The following is a 17,320-nucleotide window of genomic DNA, read 5'->3' on the forward strand; positions in this document are numbered from 1 at the left end:
GGTGCCCGGGACCAGGTCCCGGGCACCGCCCTCCGTCATGTCACCGGCCGGCCGTCAGTCCTCGTACGCCTCGGCGTGGCTCTTGGCCAGGTGGACGTACATCTCGGCGTTCAGCCGGATGCCCGCCAGCTCCTCCTCGGTCAGCGGGCGCCGCACCTTCGCGGGGACGCCGGCGACGAGCGAGCCGGGCGGCACCTGCATGCCCTGCGGCACCAGCGCCTGCGCCGCGACGAGCGAGCCGGCGCCGATCCGGGCGCCGTTGAGCACCGTCGCGCCCATGCCGACGAGGACGTCGTCCTCGATGACACAGCCGTGCACGGTCGCGTTGTGCCCGACGGTCACCCGGTCACCGATCGAGACGGGGAAGCCGGGGTCGACGTGGACGGTGCAGTTGTCCTGGACGTTGGAGTCCTCGCCGACGGTGATGGGGCCGCAGTCGGCGCGCAGCACCGCGTGGTACCAGACGCCGGAGCGCGCCCCGAGCGTCACCTCGCCGAGCACCACCGAGGTCGGGGCCGTGAACGCGGTCGGGTCGACGCTCGGCTCCTTGCCGCCGACGGCCTTGATCAACGCCTCTGCCATGGGGGTCACTCCTGAGGGTCCGTACGGCCCGTGCGGCCGTGGTGGTGTCGCGCCTTCCGGTTGTCTGCCCGCACCCTATGCCGAGCCCATGACGGACATCACAGGGGACCGCACCGATCAGCCCCGACACCGCCGACTACGGTGTCGGGGTGCCCAGAAACGGAAACACGTTCTCATCCCTGGCCGCCTGGCGGCGCCGGGTCGTCGCCCACGCGCTCCAGGGCGGCTGGCGCTGGGCGCAGCAGGCGGGAGCGGTGACGGCGGAGCATCCCGGACGGCTCCGGTTCCGGCGGCTCGGCGCGGGCACCCGGCTGGCCTTCCCGCAGGGCACGGTCTTCGGCGAGCGGTGGATCGAGATCGGCGAGTGCTGCATCATCGCCGAACAGGTCACCCTGACCGCCGGCATGCTGCCGGGGCTCGACCTCGGCACCGAGACGGTGCTCACCCTCGGCAACGGCGTCGTGCTCGGCCGCGGCAGTCACGTCATCGCCGACACGACCATCACCATCGGCTCGGACACGTACTGCGGTCCGTACGTCTACATCACCTCGACCAACCACAGCTACGACGACCCGCACGAGCCCATCGGCCGCCAGTGGCCCCGCTCCGAGCCGGTCTCGATCGGCCCCGGCTGCTGGCTGGGCACGGGGGCCGTGATCCTGCCGGGCGCGCGGATCGGCCGCAACGTCGTGGTCGCGGCCGGCGCGGTGGTGCGCGGCGAGGTCCCTGACCACTCGGTGGTGGCGGGCGCCCCGGCCAGGGTCGTACGCCGCTGGGACCCGGAGCTCGGCTGGCAGCCGCCCCTGCGCACCCCGGCCCCGAAGCCGATCCCGGAGGACGTCACTCCGGAGCAGCTGGCGGCGCTGGCGGCGTGGGAGATCGAACAGGAGAAGGAGCGGGGGCAGGGTCAGGAGGAGGCGGGGGAGCAGGCGCAGGCGCGGGAGCAGGCCGAGGTCTCGTCCTCCTGAGGCCGGCCGTCAGCCGCTCGCGATGAGGACCGTGCCGACGAGGGCGAGCCCCGCTCCCGCCGCCTGGATCGCCCGCAGTCGCTCGCGGAGCACGCCGAAGGCGGCGAGCGCGGTCACGACGGGGTAGAGGCTGGCGAGGACCGCGGCCACCAGGACCGGGCCGCGCTGCGCGGCCAGCGCGTACGTGCCGTTGGCGGCGACGTCGGCGAGGCCCACGAAGGCGAGCGCCGGCAGCGCGCCGCGGATCACACCGAAGCCCCCCTCGGGCAGGGCGCGGCCGCCGCGCCGCACGGAGAGGTACAGCGCGCCGCCGCCGACGGCGACGTTGGTGACGCGCTGGACGAACAGCGCGAGGAACAGGCCGGTGAGCGTGGTCGACGCCTCGGCGATGAGCGCCATGACGGCGCCGAACCCGAAGGCGGCGAAGAGCGTCAGGACGACCGCCTGGCGCTGGACGGGCGCGCCGCGCAGTTCGGGGCCGCCGGCGAGGACGATGCCCACGATCGCCGCGACGACGCCGCCGACCTGGAACAGCCCCGGCCGGTCGCCGAGCACCAGGCCGACGGTGACGGGGACGACCACGCCGAGCGAGCCGAGGGGCGAGACGACGCCCATCGGGCCGAGCGCGAGGGCCTTGTAGAAGGCGAGCATGGCCGCGGGTCCGACGACACCGGCGGCGACCGCGTACCAGAGGTCGGGTCCGGCCTCGGTCCACGCGCCGGTGGCGACGACGACCGCGCCGAGGACCAGGACCGCGAGGCTCTGCGAGACCACGACGACGGTGAGGGCCGGGATGCGCCGGGTGAGCAGTCCGCCCCCGAAGTCGGCGAAGCCCCACAGGAGGGCGGTGGCCAGGGCGAACACGGCGGTCATGGGGGTCCTCGCAGGAAGGTACGGGCGGAGCGGGGGCAGTACAGTGCAGTGCACGATCGGGTGCACCTCACCGTAGTGCAGTCTGTTGAACTCTGTCATCCAGGATATTGGACGGGAATGTGTCGGACCTCGACCAGCTGACCCAGTCGCTCGCCCGCAACCTCAAGCGCTGGCGCAACGAACGGGGCTTCACCCTGGACGCGCTCGCCGCCCGCTCCGGCGTCAGCCGCGGCATGATCATCCAGATCGAGCAGGCACGCACCAACCCGAGCGTCGGCACCACGGTCAAGCTGGCCGACGCCCTCGGCGTCTCCATCACCACCCTCCTCGACTACGAGCAGGGCCCCCACGTCCGGCTCGTCCCGCCGGAGCAGGCCGTCCGGATGTGGTCCACCCCCGCCGGCAGCTCCACCACCCTCCTCGTCGGCACCGAGGCCCGCGGCCCCCTCGAACTCTGGTCCTGGTCGCTCGTGCCGGGCGAGGGCAGCGCCTCCGACCCGCACCCGCAGGGGACCACGGAGCTGCTCCACGTGGTCGCCGGGGTCCTCACCCTGGTCGTCGACGGCGTCGCGCACACCGTCCCGGCCGGCACCTCCGCCGTCTTCGAGGCGTCGGCGCCGCACACGTACCGCAACGACGGCGAGGAGACGGTCGAGATGACGATGGCCGTCTCGATCCCGCCCGTACGCTGAGACGCGCGGCCGCGCGGCCCGCGGGAGCCGCTAGCGTGACCCGCATGCGCGCACCCATCGGAGCCTTCGACGACGCCCGTCCCGCCCCCGACCGCCTGGACCTCCTCACGCCGCCCGTCGCCGCGGCCGTCCGCTCCTGGACCGGGCCGGTGCCCGCGGACCAGATCGTCTACGTCGACACCGACCCGGCCATCGCCGACACCGCTGTCTTCGTCGAACACTACGGCCCCGACCTCCTCGACCAGTCCGCGAACTGCGTCGTCGTGGCAGGCAAGCGCGGCGACACGACGACCCTCGCCGCGTGCGTGGTGAAGTCGGCGACCCGCGTCGACGTCAACGGCGTCGTACGCAAGCACCTCGGCGCGCGCAAGGTCAGCTTCGCGCCGATGGACACCGCCACCGGCGAGAGCGGCATGGAGTACGGCGGCATCACCCCGATCGGCCTCCCCGCCGACTGGCCGCTCCTCGTCGACGCCGCCGTCGTCGACACCCCCTGGGTCCTCGTCGGCAGCGGCCGCCGCCGCGGCAAGATCATCCTCCCGGGCAAGGCATTCGCCCAACTGCCGAACGCCGTCGTACTGGAAGGGCTGGGCGTGGCGGCTGGGTGACGGCTCCCGGGGGCGTGTGGCGGCGGGCCCGTCATGGGGGAGCGCCCTGTGGTGACGGGCTGACGTCACGTGGGGGTGTACCGGTCGTTACGGGCCGCCGTTGGGCATCAGCCCAGACGCGGGATCTCGATCGCCGGGCAGCGGTCCATCACCATGTCGAGGCCCGCGCCGGTCGTGCGCGCGTACGCGCGCTCGTCGACGACGCCGAGCTGGAACCACACGGCCTTCGCGCCGATCTCCCGCGCCTCGTCGGCGACCGCGCCGGCCAGGTCGCTGTTGACGAAGACGTCCACGACGTCGACGGGGAAGGGGATGTCGGCGAGGGAGGCGTACCCCTGCTCGCCGTGGACCGTCTCCGCCTTCGGGTGGACGGGGACGATCCGCTTGCCGAAGCGCTGGAGCACGGCCGCCACTCCGTACGCGGCTCGCTCCCGGTTGGAGGACAGGCCCACGACGGCCCAGGTGTCGCCCGTGCCCGTCAGGATCCGGCGGACGGTCTCCTCCTCGGAACGCTCCGTCGCCTCGGTGGTCGTGGTGTCGACGCTCATCCCTGCTGCCTTCCTTCGTTCCGTCACACGGGCTTCCCCGTTACGAACTCGCCGGACCCCCGGATCCTTCCCGAACCGGCGCGGAAGGGCGGGGAAGGGCGGGGAAGGGCGGGGAAGGGCGGGGAAGGGCGGGGAAGGCAGCCGGGGTGTCGCGCGGCGGCCTCAGGCGTCCCAGGAGCTTCGCTCCTCCTCACGAGGGGCCGACACCGTGGCCGGACGTCCCGGACCGAAGGCCATCACGGGCCGTTCCGCGTCCCACGCCCGCCACCCCGGGGCACCGTCCGTCGCGAACGCCACCCAGGCCGCGTGCATCGCCTCCGCCAGTTCACGCGGCGCGTCCGGCCCGGTCAGCGCCTCCGTCTCCGGCGTGTCCAGGGTGTCGAAGACGAAGCCGAGCTCCAGCGCGTGGCAGGCGCCCAGTCCGAGCACCGGTGACGGCCAGCCGAACTCGTACAGATACGTACGCCCGGCCGCCCCCGCCCGCAGCCGCGCGTCGGCCCACCGGTTCAACGGCACCCGCAGCAGCTTGTCGGTGGCGAGCGCGCCCAGGACCTCGCCGGGTCGCGCCTGGGGCCGGTTCGCGCGGTAGACCCGCGCGGTACGGGACGGCACCCGCGTCTTCCACAGGGCGAGCCGCAGCATCAGCGGCGACAGCCGCTCCACGAGCCCGCTCGGCACGAACCAGAGCCGGTACTCCTCCGTCGTCGTCCCCATCAGCAAGTCCACGCCGGCGGACTCGACGCCCGGCCCCCCGACGGCGTCCTTGGGCACCTGCCCAGGGGAGGTCCGGTCAGCGGCCCCGTCCTGCCCGCCGCCCGTCAAGGCCGCCGCGGGATCGCGCGGCAGCACGTCCCCGTCCACGACGATCTGGAAGGAGTGCCCGCTCCCGGTCAACGGCGAGCCCTTCGCCGTCACCTCCGTCTGCGCCGTGAGCAGCCGCTCGCGATCCACCGCGGCGAACGCCTCCGCCGTCGCCGGGACCCCCAGCCGCTTCGCCACCGCCTCCGTCGTCCGCCGCGCCCGCTCCAGCGGAAGCGCCATCGGCGCCCCGCTCTGCACGACCGCCCTCCGGAACAGTCCGCGCGCGAGCGGTGAGGCGAGCAGCGCCGCGATCGAGATCGCGCCCGCGGACTCCCCGAACACCGTCACCCGCTCCGGATCGCCGCCGAAGGCGGCGATGTTCTCGCGCACCCACACGAGGGCGGCGATCTGGTCGCGCAGGCCGAGGTTGGCGGGCGCGTCGGGGAAGACCCCGAAGCCCTCCACACCGAGCCGGTAGTTGACGGAGACGAGGACGACGCCGTCGCGCGCGAACGCGGTCCCGTCGTACACGGGCACGGCGTTGGAACCGTGGATCAGCGATCCGCCGTGGATCCACACCATCACCGGACGGGCGGGGGAGGGAGCGGCGGCCGGGTCCGATGTCCCGGTCGCACCCGCCGTGCCCGTCGTATCCGCCATGGCCGTCTTACCTGCCGTGGTCGTCGTACCCGCCGTGGTCGTCGGACCCGTGGGAGTCCAGGGTGCCCAGACGTTGACGTTGAGGCAGTCGTCGCCTCGACCGTGGGATCCGGCAGGAGCGCGTCCAGCGGGGGAGCGTAGGGCCGCTTCGGCGCGGTCGGTCCGAACTCCGTCGCCTTCCGTACGCCTTCCCACGGCTCCACCGGCTCCGGTGCCCGGAACCGGAGCGCCCCGAAGGGGGCCCGCGCGTACGGCACGCCGAGGAAGGCGGCTACCCCGTCGGCCACGAAGGTGCCGCTCAGCCTCCCGGCGCCGATCACCGCCTCGGGCGCTCCCGCTCCGAACCCGGTGTCCTGCTCCAGCTCCGGAGTCGTCATACCTGCGTCCTTCCGTACGAAGAGGGGGAGGAGGGGGTGGGTCCGTGCGGTGGATGATGACGCACGGAACCGTCGGCGGGGGAGACCCGTGCCGCGACTCGTACGTCGATGTGCGGATGCCCAGCCGACGTTCACGGCGACCGCGTTCGCACGGCGACCGCGTTCGCACGGCGGCCGAATTCGCACAACGACCGGGTTCGCGTCACGACCGGGCTCAGCCGGCGGGTGTCACCAGTGCCCGCTTGAGCACCTTGCCGGTCGGGCCCAGGGGCAGCGTGTCGACGAAGCGGACGAGGCGCGGGTACTTGTGGCGGCCGAGGCGCTCCCGCGCCCAGTCGACGAGCTCGTCCTCCGTGACGGCGGCGGAGCCCTCGCGGCGGACCACCACCGCGCACACCTCCTCGCCCTTCGCCTCGTCCGGGACGCCGATCACGGCGACCTCGGAGATCGAGGGGTGGCGGACCAGGACCTCCTCGACCTCACGCGGGTAGATGTTGAACCCACCGCGGATCACCAGGTCCTTCTTCCGGTCCACGATCCGCAGGAAGCCGTCCTCGTCCCGCGCGCCCAGGTCACCGGTGCGGAACCAGCCGTCCACGATCGCGGCGGCCGTCGCCTCGGGATCGTCGAGATACCCGGCGAAGACGTTGTGGCCCCGCACGACCACCTCGCCGATCTCGCCGTCGGACAGCAGCCGGATCTCGCCGTCGACGGCCGCGTCGGCCACCCCGACCTCGACGCCCCAGACGGGGTGCCCCACCGTGCCGGGCCGGCGCCCGAGGTGCGGCTGGTTGAAGGTCGCGACCGGCGAGGTCTCCGTCAGGCCGTACCCCTCCAGGATCTGTGTCGAGAAGGCCTCCTCGAAGCGCTCCAGGACGGCGACCGGCAAGGCCGCACCGCCGGAGACCGCCGCGCGCAAGGCCTCCGGGCGCCGGTCCGACGTCGCCGCGGCCTCCACCAACGCGTGGTACATCGTCGGCACGCCCATGAACACCGTCACGCCCTCGGAGGCCAGCACCTCCAGCGCCGCCGGGCCGCTGAACCTGGGCATCAGCACAAGCGTGGCGCCCTGGCGCAGCGTCCCGTTCATGGCGCACGTCTGTCCGTAGCTGTGGAACAACGGCAGACATCCGAGGACGACGTCACCCTCGCCGAGACCGAGGAGATCCTGCGAGGTCACGGCCGCGTTCATGACGATGTTGAGATGGGTCAGCCGGGCCCCCTTGGGGCGCCCCGTGGTGCCGCTCGTGTAGAGGATCACCGCCGGGTCGGACGGATCGGCCGGCTCCGCGGCGACCAGCGGCTCCGGTGACGACGGAGCGCCCTGGAAGGCCCGCACGCCCGCGGCCCGCGCCGCCTCGTCGGCGACCGCCCACAGCGGTCCGCCGCTCACGATCGCGACCGCGCCACTGTGCTCCAGCACAAAACGCACCTCGTCGGCGACGAGCAGCGCGTGCACCGGCACGACGGTCGCGCCCGCCGCGAGAGCGCCGTAGTAGACCCGCAGGAACTCGGTCGTGTTCGGCAGCAGCACCGCCACCCGGTCGCCGGGCTTCACCCCCGCCTCCCGCAGTCCGGCGGCGCAGCGCAGCGCCGCGTCCCACAGCTCGCGGTAGGTGAACCGGCTCGCACCCTCGACGACGGCGATCCGGTCGGGGAAGTGGCGGGTGGACTCGCCCAGCACGCCGGCGACACTCAGCGACATGACACGCTCCTGAGACGTGGAGTTGACGGCGGTGTCAACATTCCGTGACACGGCTCAGAATCGATCGTGGAAGTACCGCGACACCATGTGCAGACGCCCACCATGCGTGGATCCGGGCTGGGCATCGGCCCCTCGGCGGCCACCGGAGCGTGGCAATCGCCAAAGCGCGGCGCTACGGTGCCAGCCATGACGCCCAGCCCGCCCGGCGCCCCCGACCCCACGTCCGGCCGCTCCTCCGACCCGTCGGCCGCACGCGGCGCGCACACCCGGCTCGGCTCGGCCGGCGGCTCCGGGGCGCTGCGCCGCTCCCTCGCCACCGCGCTGCTCGCCGACGTCGACCGGCTCACCGACCGGGCCGTGGACGACATCCGCGCCCACTCCGGCACATACGCCTCCGGAGACCCCGTCACCCGTGACGACCTGTGGGCGATCTGCCGCGACAACATGCTGCGCGTCCTGGAGGACCTCGGCGGGCTCGCCCCGACCGGCGGTGACTTCGAGGGCGCCGCCCGCGAGACCGGCCGCCGCCGCGCCGAGCAGGGCGTCCCGCTCGACATCGTCCTCCAGGCCTACCGCCGCGGCGGGCGGGTCCTGTGGCAGGTCATGGCCGAGCACCTGCGGACCCGGACCCGCCGCGAGGCAGACAGTCGCGACCTGGAGCTCGACGCCGCAGGCGCCGTCTGGGAGACCATCGACCGCTACTCGGTCGCCATGGCCGACGCGTACCGCATCGCCCGGCTGGAACTCCAGAACCAGGAGGACACCCGCCGCGCCGCGCTCTTCGAAGCGCTCCTCGACGGTCGCGCCGACGACCCCGCCATCGCCTCCGCCGCGGCCGCCGCCCTGGGGGTGCCCGCCCAGGACCGGTACGTCGTCGTGGTCGCCACCCAGGATCCGGCGGCGCCGCCCCAACCCGCGCCCGTTCTGGAGGCACAGGGGCTGTGGTCGTTCTGGCGCCCGCGTTCCGGCCGGTACGCCGGCATCGTCCGCCTCCCGCGCCGCGACAACCCCGCCGGCCGGACCGCCCCTCCGCCCGGCGCCCGGCTCGACCCGGCACTGGTCCGGCTCCTCGACGCGCTGCGGGAGCGCACCGGCGCCACCGCCGGCGTCTCGCCCGAGTTCGAACGCCTCTCCCAGGCGGGCCGCGCGCTCCGGCACGCCGAGCAGACCCTTCGTACCCTCCGCGCGGGCAGCGGCGAGGTCGCCCTCTTCGACGCGCGGCTCCCCGAGGTCCTGCTCAGCGCCCGCCCCGACATCGCCGAGCGGATCGTCACCGTCAACCTCGGTCCCGTCCTCGTCACGGGCGGCGAGCGCAACGCCCTCCTGAGCACCCTCCGCGTCTGGCTGGACCACGGCTGCTCCGCCTCCAAGGCGGCGGAACTCCTCTACTGCCACCGCAACACCGTACTGAACCGCATCGGCCGCGTGGCCGAGCTCACCGGCCGGTCCAGCGAATCTGGCGAAGCACGGATGGGTTGGGCACTTGCCCTGCGCGCCCTTCCGTACGTCGGCCTCGCGGACGCCCCCGGGGCCGCCCCGATCGTGGCGGATCAGCACGGCACGGGCGGCGCGGAGTGGGACGCGTACGGCACGTAGGCTGGCGGAATGCAGGAGGAGTACCGCACGCTGGCCCGCGAGGGCGTCCACGAGACCGAGATCAACCGTTCGCGGTTCCTCTGTGCACTCGCACCGGTCGCCGACGAGCGCGAGGCCCAGGAGTTCGTGGCCCGGATCCGCCGGGAGCACCCGACGGCCACCCACAACTGCTTCGCCTACGTGCTCGGCGCCGACGCCTCCGTCCAGAAGGCGAGCGACGACGGCGAGCCCGGCGGGACGGCCGGCGTGCCGATGCTCCAGATGCTGCTGCGCCGCGAGATGCGGTACGTCGCCGCCGTCGTCACCCGCTACTACGGCGGGGTGAAACTCGGCGCGGGCGGTCTCATCCGCGCGTACGGCGGCGTCGTCGGCGAAGCCCTCGACGCGCTCGGCACCGTCACCCGCCGGCGCTACCGGATCGCCACCGTCACCGTCGACCACCAGCGGGCCGGAAAGCTGGAGAACGACCTCCGGTCCACCGGCCGCTCCGTGCGCGAGGTGCGCTACGCCGAAGCCGTCACCATCGAGATCGGCCTGCCCGACGCCGACGTGTCCGCCTTCCGCGCCTGGCTCGCCGACGTGACGGCCGGCACGGCCACCGTGGAACTCGGAGGCGAGGCGTACGGCGACGCCTGACCCTCCGCCCCTCCCGCGTCTCCGCCCTTCCCGCACACCCGCGCCTCCGCCCCTCTCGTACACCCGCACCTCCGCCCATCCCCGAACCTGGCCACGCCCTTCACTCCCGCGTGGCCCCGGCCACCTCCCCGGCCGGGTTAGCGTGGTGGGCAGACATACAAGGGCGGGCCCGGCGGCACGCGCGACGGAACCGGAACCAGGGGCGAGGAGCGGCACGCGCATGCGGGGTGGGACGACGACGTGAGGCTTCTGCACACCTCGGACTGGCACCTCGGCCGGTCCTTCCACCGCGTCGGGCTCCTCGACGCCCAGGCCGCCTTCCTCGATCACCTCGTCGCCACCGTCCGCGACCGCGAGGTGGACGCCGTCCTCGTCGCCGGCGACGTGTACGACCGTGCCGTTCCCCCGCTGTCCGCCGTCGCGCTCTTCGACCGGGCGCTGCACCGCCTCGCCGAGGCCGGCGTGCCCACGGTCATGATCTCCGGCAACCACGACTCCGCCCGCCGCCTCGGCGTCGGTGCCGGACTCCTCGACCGGGCCGGGATCCACCTGCGCACCGATCCGGCCGGCATCGGCACCCCCGTCGTCCTCGCCGACGCGCACGGCGACGTCGCCCTCTACGGCCTGCCGTACCTGGAGCCCGCACTCGTACGGGAGCGGCTCGGGGCCGCGAAGCCGGGGCACGAGGCGGTGCTGGTCGCCGCCATGGACCGGGTCCGCGCCGATCTTGCCGCGCGCCCCGCAGGCACGCGGTCCGTCGTGCTCGCGCACGCCTTCGTCGCGGGCGGCGCGCCCAGCGACAGCGAACGCGACATCACCGTCGGCGGTGTCGCGGCCGTCCCCACCACCGTCTTCGACGGGGTCGACTACGTGGCCCTCGGCCACCTCCACGGTTCCCAGGCCCTCACCCCGCGCGTGCGGTACTCCGGTTCGCCGCTCGCCTACTCCTTCTCCGAGACCGACCACCGCAAGACGATGTGGCTGATCGACCTCGGAGCCGACGGCGAGGTGGCCGCCGCCGAGCGCGTCGACTGCCCGGTGCCCCGCCCCCTCGCCCGTCTGCGGGGCCGCCTCGAAGACCTCCTCGCCGACCCGGCCCACGACCGGCACCAGGACTCCTGGATCGAGGCCACCCTCACCGACGCCGTGCGACCCCACGATCCGATGGCCCGGCTCGCCGAACGCTTCCCGCACACCCTCCACCTCGTCTTCGACCCCGAGCGCGCCGACACCGAGTCCCTCGCCTCCTACGCGCAACGGCTGCGCGGCCGCAGCGACCAGCAGATCGCGGAGGACTTCGTGTCCCACGTCCGCGTCGGCGCCGGACTCGACGCCGCGGAACGGAACGTGCTGTACGGCGCCTTCGACGACGTCCGTGTCGACACCGCCGCCACCGAACGCGAGGGGGGCCGATGAGGCTGCACCGGCTGGAGATCACCGCCTTCGGCCCCTTCGGGACGACGCAGACCGTCGACTTCGACACCCTGTCCACGGCCGGACTCTTCCTCCTCCACGGCCCCACCGGCGCGGGCAAGACCTCCGTCCTCGACGCCGTCTGCTTCGCCCTGTACGGGAGCGTGCCCGGCGCCCGTCAGGGGCCCGGCACCACCCTCCGCAGCGACCACGCGCCCGCCGACACCCTCACCGAGGTACTGCTCGACCTCACCGTCGGCGGCCGGCGCCTGGAGATCACGCGCAGCCCCGCCCAGCCGCGCCCGAAGAAGCGGGGCGGAGGCTTCACCACGGAGAAGGCGCAGAGCACGCTGCGCGAGTACGACCCCGCCACGCGCGCGTGGACCGGCCTCAGCAAGTCCCACCAGGAGATCGGCGAGGAGATCACCCAGCTCCTCGGCATGAGCCGGGACCAGTTCTGCCAGGTGGTCCTGCTGCCGCAGGGCGACTTCGCCCGCTTCCTGCGCGCCGACGCCGAAGCCCGCGGCCGGCTCCTCGGCCGGCTCTTCGACACCCGCCGCTTCGCCGCCGTGGAGGAGCGCCTCGCCGAGCTCCGCCGAGACGCGGCGCACAGCGTCGAGGAGGGCGACGCCCGGCTCCTCGCCCTCGCCCACCGCATGGCGCAGGCCGCCGACGGGCTGCCCGCGGCCCGCACCCCGGTCGAGGGCAAGCCCGGTGAGCCCGGTCTCGCCGACACCGTGCTCGGCTGGGGCGCCGTCGCCCGCACCGAGGCCCGGGAGGCCGCCGACATCGCCGGCGTCCGGCTCGCCGCCGCCGAACACGTCGAGGGACTCGCCCGCGTCGCCGCCGAACACGCCCGGGATCTCGCCGCTCGCCAGTCCCGCCACGCCGAGGCCCTGCGCCGCCGCGAGGCACTCACCGCCCGGGTCCCCGAGCGGGACCGGGACCGGCAGGCCCTCGACCTCGCGCTCAAGGCCGAACGGGTCGCGCCCGCCCTCGCGCTGCGCCACGACGCCGAACGCGAACACGCCGGCGCGCTCGCCGTCCGCCGGTCGGCGGGTTCGCAACTGCCTCCCGACCTCGCCGAGGCCCCGGCCGAGCAGCTCTCCACCCTGGAGAACCGGCTCCGCGAGGACCTCGGTGGCCTCGCCGCGGCCCGGCGCGCCGAGAGCCGCGCCGCCGCGCTCGCCGAGGAACGGGCCCTCCTGGAACGCGAAGCCCGCGCCGACGAGGAGGCCCTCCAGGAGGCGGCCGGCTGGCTCGCCGACTGGGAGCCCCGGCGGGCCGCGCTCCAGCAGCTCGTCGACGCCGCGCAGGAGGCCGCCGCGCGCGCCGAGCAGCTCGCCGGCCGGCTCGAACCCCTCCGCCTCCGCCTCGCCGCGGCCCGCCGCCGCGACACCCTCGCCCGGACCCTGGCCCGGACCGAGGAGCGGTACGCGGCCGCCCGCGAGCACCGCAACGCCGCGCATGAGACCTGGCTCGACCTCAAGTCCCGCCGACTGCGCGGCATCGCCGCCGAACTCGCCGCGAGTCTCGTCGACGGCGACCCCTGCCAGGTGTGCGGATGCACAAGCCACCCGGCTCCGGCCGCGACCACGGCCGACCACGTCGACCGGGCGGCCGAGGAGGCCGCCTACGCCCGCTACACGGAGGCCGACGAGGTCGGTCGCGCCGCCGAGCGCGAGCTCGCGGGCACCCGCGAAGCCCTCGCCGCCGCTCGCGAAGAGGTCCACTCCCTGGCTCCGTCAGGGCAGATGCCCAGTCAGCCCACCGTTGCCGACCTCGCCGCCGAGGCGGACGAACTGACCGCCCGCCACGCGGAGGCGCACGCGCTCGCCGCCCGGACCCACGCGGCGCGCGAGGCGCTGGCGCGGGCCGAGCGCGAGCACGAGGAGAGGGCAGCCGCCCAACGGGAGGCGGAGCGCCGCGTCGCCGCCCGTACCTCGCAGCGCGAAGGCATCGAGCGACAGCGGGCGGAGATCGCGGAGGAATTGGCCCGGGGACGCGGCACCTTCGCCACCGTGGCCGAACACGCCGACCTCCTGGAGCGCCGCATCGCCCTCCTGGTCGACGCCGCCGGAGCCGTACGCGCCGAGGAGCTCGCGGCCGACCGCCTCAAGAAGGCGGACGCCCAACTCTCCGACGCCGCCTACCGGGCCGGATTCACCACCCCCGCCGAGGCCGCGGCCGCGCTCCTGGACGAGCACGGGCGCCGCGCGCGTCAGCACCGCCTCGACGTCTGGCAGGCCGAGGCCGCCGCGATCGCCGACCGGCTCGCCGAACCCGGCATCGAGGAGGCCGCCGCCCTCCCACCCGCCGCACCCGCCGCAGCCGAGGCCGTCCACACGGCCGCCGAGCGTTCCCTGCGGGCGGCCGGCGCCGGGCTCGCCGCGGCACGCGACCGGGTCACCGGACTCGCCGGCCTCGCCCGCCAGGCCGAGACCGAGGTGCGCCGCCTGGGCCCGCTGCGTACCGCGCACGACCGCGTGGCGCGGCTCGCCGGCCTCACCGCGGGCACCTCCGCCGAGAACGAACGCCGCATGCGCCTGGAGTCGTACGTCCTCGCCGCCCGGCTCGAACAGGTCGCCGCGGCCGCCTCCGCCCGCCTCCAGCGGATGTCCTCCGGCCGCTACACCCTCGTCCACTCCGACGTGCGCGCCGGTGCGCGGCGCAGCGGCCTCGGACTCCACGTCGTCGACGCCTGGACCGGCAACGAACGCGACACCGCCACCCTTTCGGGTGGCGAGACCTTCTTCGCCTCGCTCGCGCTGGCCCTCGGCCTCGCCGACGTCGTCACGGACGAGGCGGGCGGCGTCCGCCTGGACACCCTCTTCATCGACGAGGGTTTCGGCAGCCTCGACGACCAGACCCTCGACGAGGTGCTCGACGTCCTGGACTCGCTGCGCGAACGGGACCGGAGCGTGGGCATCGTCAGCCACGTCGCAGACCTGCGCCGCCGGATCCCGGCCCAGCTGGAGGTCACCAAGTCCCGGCACGGCTCGGCCGTACGCCTCCGCGCCGGCGGGGACGGACTCGGTGGCGAAGGGTTCGGCGGCGACGGGCTCAGCGGCTGACGGCGCGACGGGGGAGCGGCGAGGAGTAGACGACGCTGGTCGTCACCGATCCGAGCGTGCCGATCTTCCCGGAGATCTCCTCCAGGTGCCGCATGGAACGGGCCGCGACCTTGATCACGAAGCAGTCGTCGCCGGTGACGTGGTGGGCCTCCAGCACCTCGGGGGTGACGGCGACCAGGTCGTGGAACGGCTTGTAGTTGCCGGTGGGGTAGCGGAGCCGTACGAAGGCGAGGATCGGCAGCCCCAGCCGCTCGTGGTCCACCACCGCGGAGTACCCGGTGATCACCCCGGCCTCCTCCAGGCGCCGCACCCGCTCGGTCACGGCCGAGGGGGACATGGAGACGGCGCGGGCGAGCTCGGCGTAGCTGGCCCGCCCCTGGGCCTGGAGGGCGTCGAGGATGCGCCAGTCGGTGGCGTCCGGGGTGTAGTCGTTCATGAGACCCGAGCCAACAGGGGTTTCCCCGGCGGATCAAGAGTTCCGCCGGGGAAACCTTCCGTGCCGTGCGATCAGAGGCGGGAGATCTCGTCCACGAGGTCGTCCAGGCCCAGCGGCCCCTGGCTCAGCGCGGCCATGTGCCACGCCTTCGCGTCGAACGCGTCACCGTGCGCCTCGCGGGCCCGCTCGCGGCCGAGCAGCCACGCCCGCTCGCCCAGCTTGTAGCCGATGGCCTGGCCCGGCATCGACAGGTAGCGCGTCAGCTCGCTCTCCACGAACGCCGGCGGGCGGCTGCTGTGCGCCTGGAAGAACTCCTGCGCCAGGTCCGGCGTCCACCGCTCGCCCGGGTGGAACGGCGAGTCCGCCGGAATCTCCAGCTCCAGGTGCATGCCGATGTCGACGATCACCCGGCAGGCGCGCATCATCTGCGCGTCCAGGTAGCCGAGCCGGCGCTCCGCGTCCGGCAGGAAGCCGAGCTCGTCCATCAGCCGCTCCGCGTACAGCGCCCAGCCCTCCGCGTTGGCGCTGACCATGCCGATGGTGGCCTGGTAGCGCGAGAGGCTGTCGGCGACGTGCGCCCACTGCGCGATCTGGAGGTGATGGCCGGGGACGCCCTCGTGATACCAGGTCGACACCAGGTCGTAGACCGGGAACCGGGTCTGCCCGTCCACCGGCAGCCAGGTCCGGCCGGGGCGCGAGAAGTCCTCGGAGGGGCCCGTGTAGTACGGGGCGGCCGCGCCGCCCGCCGGGGCGATGTGCGACTCCACCTTGCGCACCCGCTCGGCGAGTTCGAAGTGGGTGCCGTCGAGCGCGTCGATCGCCTCGTCCATGAGCCGCTGGAGCCACTCGCGGACCTCGTCGACGCCCTCGATGTGGGTGCCGTGCTCGTCGAGGTGGGCGAGCGCGGCCCACGGGTCGGAGCCCGGCAGGATCCGGTCGGCCTCGGTGACCATCTCCGCGCGCAGCCGGTGGTACTCGTCCCAGCCGTAGGCGTACGCCTGGTCGAGGTCCAGGTCGGTGCCGTTGAAGTAGCGGCTCCAGCGCCGGTAGCGCTCGCGGCCCACGGTGTCGGGAGCGTCGGCGACGGCGGGGACGTACACGTCGCGCATCCAGTCCCGCAGCGCGGCGAGGGAGGCGCTCGCCTCCTCGGCGGCCGCGGCGAGCTCCGTACGCAGCTCCGCCGGGAGCGAGTCCGAGCGGGCCGCCGCGTACTGCTCGAACCAGCCCGGCTCGCCGTCCCCGCCCGCCCAGTCGGCGAGCTGGCCGACGAAGGTGGCGGTGGCGCGCGGCCCGCCGTACAGCTTGCGCTCCAGGCCGAGCGCGAGCGAGGCCCGGTAGCCCTCGAGCGCGGCCGGGACGGCGCGCAGCCGCTCGGCGATGGCCGTCCAGTCGTCCTCGGTCTCGGTCGGCATCACGGTGAAGACGATCCGGATGCTGTGCGCCGGCGAACGCATGTTGCTGACCGCGCACAGGCCCTCGTCGGCGTCGTGCACGGCCAGTTCGGCCGTCAGCCGCTCCCGGAGCAGGCGGGCGCAACGCCGCTCGGCGTCGCTGTCCGCGCCCGGGACCCGTTCGGCCTCGTCGAGCAGGGAGAGGGTCCGGCGGGCGAGCGCGGCCACGGCCTCCTGTCCTTCGGGGGAGAAGTCGGGAAGGCGTCCGGCGCTCTCACGGATTCCCAGATGGGTGCCGGTGATCGGGTCGAGGGCGATGAGGTCGTCGACGAAGGCGTCGGCGACCTGACGGGGCAGATTGCTGAGGGAACTCTCTGGCATGTGTCTCATCCTGATGCCTCCGTCGGCCTCCCGTCACCCTCGACCCGACTTACACGGCTGACATGGACGGTCCCGCGCCGGGCGGCATCAGAGGGCCGCAGTCCCACTGCTGGAAGATCAGCCGGGTCTCGACCCGCGCCACCTCACGCTGCGAGGTGAACTCGTCGAGCACGAGTCGTTGCAGGTCGGCAGGGTCCGCGACGGCCACGTGCACCAGGTAGTCGTCGGGGCCGGTGAGGTGGAACAGCGCGCGGGACTCGGGCAGAGCCCGGATCCGGTCGACGAACGGACCGATCAGTTCCCGCCGGTGGGGCCGGACCTGGACGAGCAGCAGCGCCTCCAGACCACGACCGAGTTTGGCCGGATCCAGTCGTAGCTGGTGTCCGAGGACGACTCCGGTGCGTCGGAGCCGGGCCACTCGGTCCAGGCAGGTGGAGGGCGCGACGCCGACCTCGGCGGCGAGTTCCCGGTAGGTGGTCCGGGCGTCGTTCTGCAGGAGGCGGAGAATGTGCAGATCGACCGTGTCCAGTACGACAGAATCGGCCATCGGTCGAACGTAGCACGGATGTTCGTCGCTAC

Annotated in this window: 15 protein-coding genes and 1 pseudogene; 7 read left to right on the forward strand and 9 right to left on the reverse strand. The window is 74.1% G+C overall.

Annotated features, from left to right (window positions below; genetic code table 11):
• Nucleotides 1–54: 54 nt before the first annotated feature.
• Nucleotides 55–582 (reverse strand): gamma carbonic anhydrase family protein, encoded by a 528-nt coding sequence (locus IE321_RS08250; protein ID WP_043223347.1) that lies wholly within the window; start codon nt 580–582, stop codon nt 55–57.
• 149 nt (nt 583–731) lie between these two features.
• Between IE321_RS08250 and IE321_RS08255 the strand changes: the two genes are divergently transcribed.
• Nucleotides 732–1,550, forward strand: a complete 819-nt coding sequence (locus IE321_RS08255; RefSeq protein WP_226651806.1) for an acyltransferase — start codon at nt 732–734, stop codon at nt 1,548–1,550.
• A 9-nt stretch (nt 1,551–1,559) separates the two neighbouring features.
• Here the strand turns inward: IE321_RS08255 and IE321_RS08260 are convergent, their stop codons facing one another.
• Entirely contained in the window at nt 1,560–2,423 is an 864-nt protein-coding gene (locus IE321_RS08260) for a DMT family transporter (RefSeq protein WP_190222323.1), read from the reverse strand.
• Between the two features lie 119 nt (nt 2,424–2,542).
• Here IE321_RS08260 and IE321_RS08265 point away from each other — a divergent pair, with 119 nt between their 5' ends.
• Nucleotides 2,543–3,115 carry a helix-turn-helix domain-containing protein gene (locus IE321_RS08265; protein ID WP_043223352.1) on the forward strand — a complete coding sequence of 191 codons (573 nt, stop codon included), beginning with the start codon at nt 2,543–2,545 and terminating at the stop codon, nt 3,113–3,115.
• Between the two features lie 44 nt (nt 3,116–3,159).
• Complete coding sequence (locus tag IE321_RS08270) at nt 3,160–3,723, forward strand: YbaK/EbsC family protein (RefSeq protein ID WP_043223522.1); 564 nt, start codon at nt 3,160–3,162, stop codon at nt 3,721–3,723.
• Between the two features lie 107 nt (nt 3,724–3,830).
• Here IE321_RS08270 and IE321_RS08275 read toward each other — a convergent pair whose 3' ends face one another.
• The 4 genes and pseudogenes from IE321_RS08275 to IE321_RS08285 all read right to left on the reverse strand — a co-directional run bounded on the left by IE321_RS08275 (nt 3,831) and on the right by IE321_RS08285 (nt 7,814).
• Nucleotides 3,831–4,271 carry a CoA-binding protein gene (locus IE321_RS08275; RefSeq protein ID WP_190222324.1) on the reverse strand — a complete coding sequence of 147 codons (441 nt, stop codon included), beginning with the start codon at nt 4,269–4,271 and terminating at the stop codon, nt 3,831–3,833.
• Nucleotides 4,272–4,433: 162 nt separating this feature from the next.
• A complete protein-coding gene (locus IE321_RS08280; RefSeq protein ID WP_264202441.1) occupies nt 4,434–5,927 on the reverse strand; it encodes a carboxylesterase/lipase family protein in 1,494 nt (497 codons plus the stop codon).
• Between the two features lie 11 nt (nt 5,928–5,938).
• Nucleotides 5,939–6,109: pseudogene (locus tag IE321_RS42780) on the reverse strand (carboxylesterase family protein); the annotation flags it as partial.
• 214 nt (nt 6,110–6,323) lie between these two features.
• Entirely contained in the window at nt 6,324–7,814 is a 1,491-nt protein-coding gene (locus tag IE321_RS08285) for a long-chain-fatty-acid--CoA ligase (protein WP_190222325.1), read from the reverse strand.
• Nucleotides 7,815–8,000: 186 nt separating this feature from the next.
• Between IE321_RS08285 and IE321_RS08290 the strand changes: the two genes are divergently transcribed.
• From IE321_RS08290 to IE321_RS08305, 4 genes are all read left to right on the forward strand, one after another.
• Complete coding sequence (locus IE321_RS08290; RefSeq protein WP_190222326.1) at nt 8,001–9,410, forward strand: PucR family transcriptional regulator; 1,410 nt, start codon at nt 8,001–8,003, stop codon at nt 9,408–9,410.
• 9 nt (nt 9,411–9,419) lie between these two features.
• Entirely contained in the window at nt 9,420–10,046 is a 627-nt protein-coding gene (locus tag IE321_RS08295) for a YigZ family protein (protein WP_190222327.1), read from the forward strand.
• A 240-nt stretch (nt 10,047–10,286) separates the two neighbouring features.
• A complete protein-coding gene (locus tag IE321_RS08300) occupies nt 10,287–11,462 on the forward strand; it encodes an exonuclease SbcCD subunit D (protein WP_190222328.1) in 1,176 nt (391 codons plus the stop codon).
• Nucleotides 11,459–14,533: an AAA family ATPase gene (locus IE321_RS08305; RefSeq protein WP_190222329.1), complete on the forward strand. Its 3,075-nt coding sequence runs from the start codon at nt 11,459–11,461 to the stop codon at nt 14,531–14,533. The genes IE321_RS08300 and IE321_RS08305 overlap by 4 nt, the downstream gene beginning before the upstream one ends.
• On the opposite strand, the gene IE321_RS08310 is transcribed toward IE321_RS08305, so the two are convergent.
• From IE321_RS08310 to IE321_RS08320, 3 genes are all read right to left on the reverse strand, one after another.
• Entirely contained in the window at nt 14,523–14,969 is a 447-nt protein-coding gene (locus IE321_RS08310) for an Lrp/AsnC family transcriptional regulator (protein WP_043223360.1), read from the reverse strand. The two genes, IE321_RS08305 and IE321_RS08310, sit on opposite strands and share 11 nt — an antisense overlap.
• A 71-nt stretch (nt 14,970–15,040) precedes the next feature.
• Nucleotides 15,041–16,741 (reverse strand): DUF885 domain-containing protein, encoded by a 1,701-nt coding sequence (locus IE321_RS08315; RefSeq protein ID WP_190222330.1) that lies wholly within the window; start codon nt 16,739–16,741, stop codon nt 15,041–15,043.
• Between the two features lie 49 nt (nt 16,742–16,790).
• Complete coding sequence (locus tag IE321_RS08320; RefSeq protein WP_043223366.1) at nt 16,791–17,288, reverse strand: Lrp/AsnC family transcriptional regulator; 498 nt, start codon at nt 17,286–17,288, stop codon at nt 16,791–16,793.
• Nucleotides 17,289–17,320: the final 32 nt, after the last annotated feature.

This window comes from Streptomyces hydrogenans (assembly GCF_014656075.1).
In the GTDB taxonomy this organism is placed as follows: Bacteria; Actinomycetota; Actinomycetes; order Streptomycetales; family Streptomycetaceae; genus Streptomyces; species Streptomyces hydrogenans.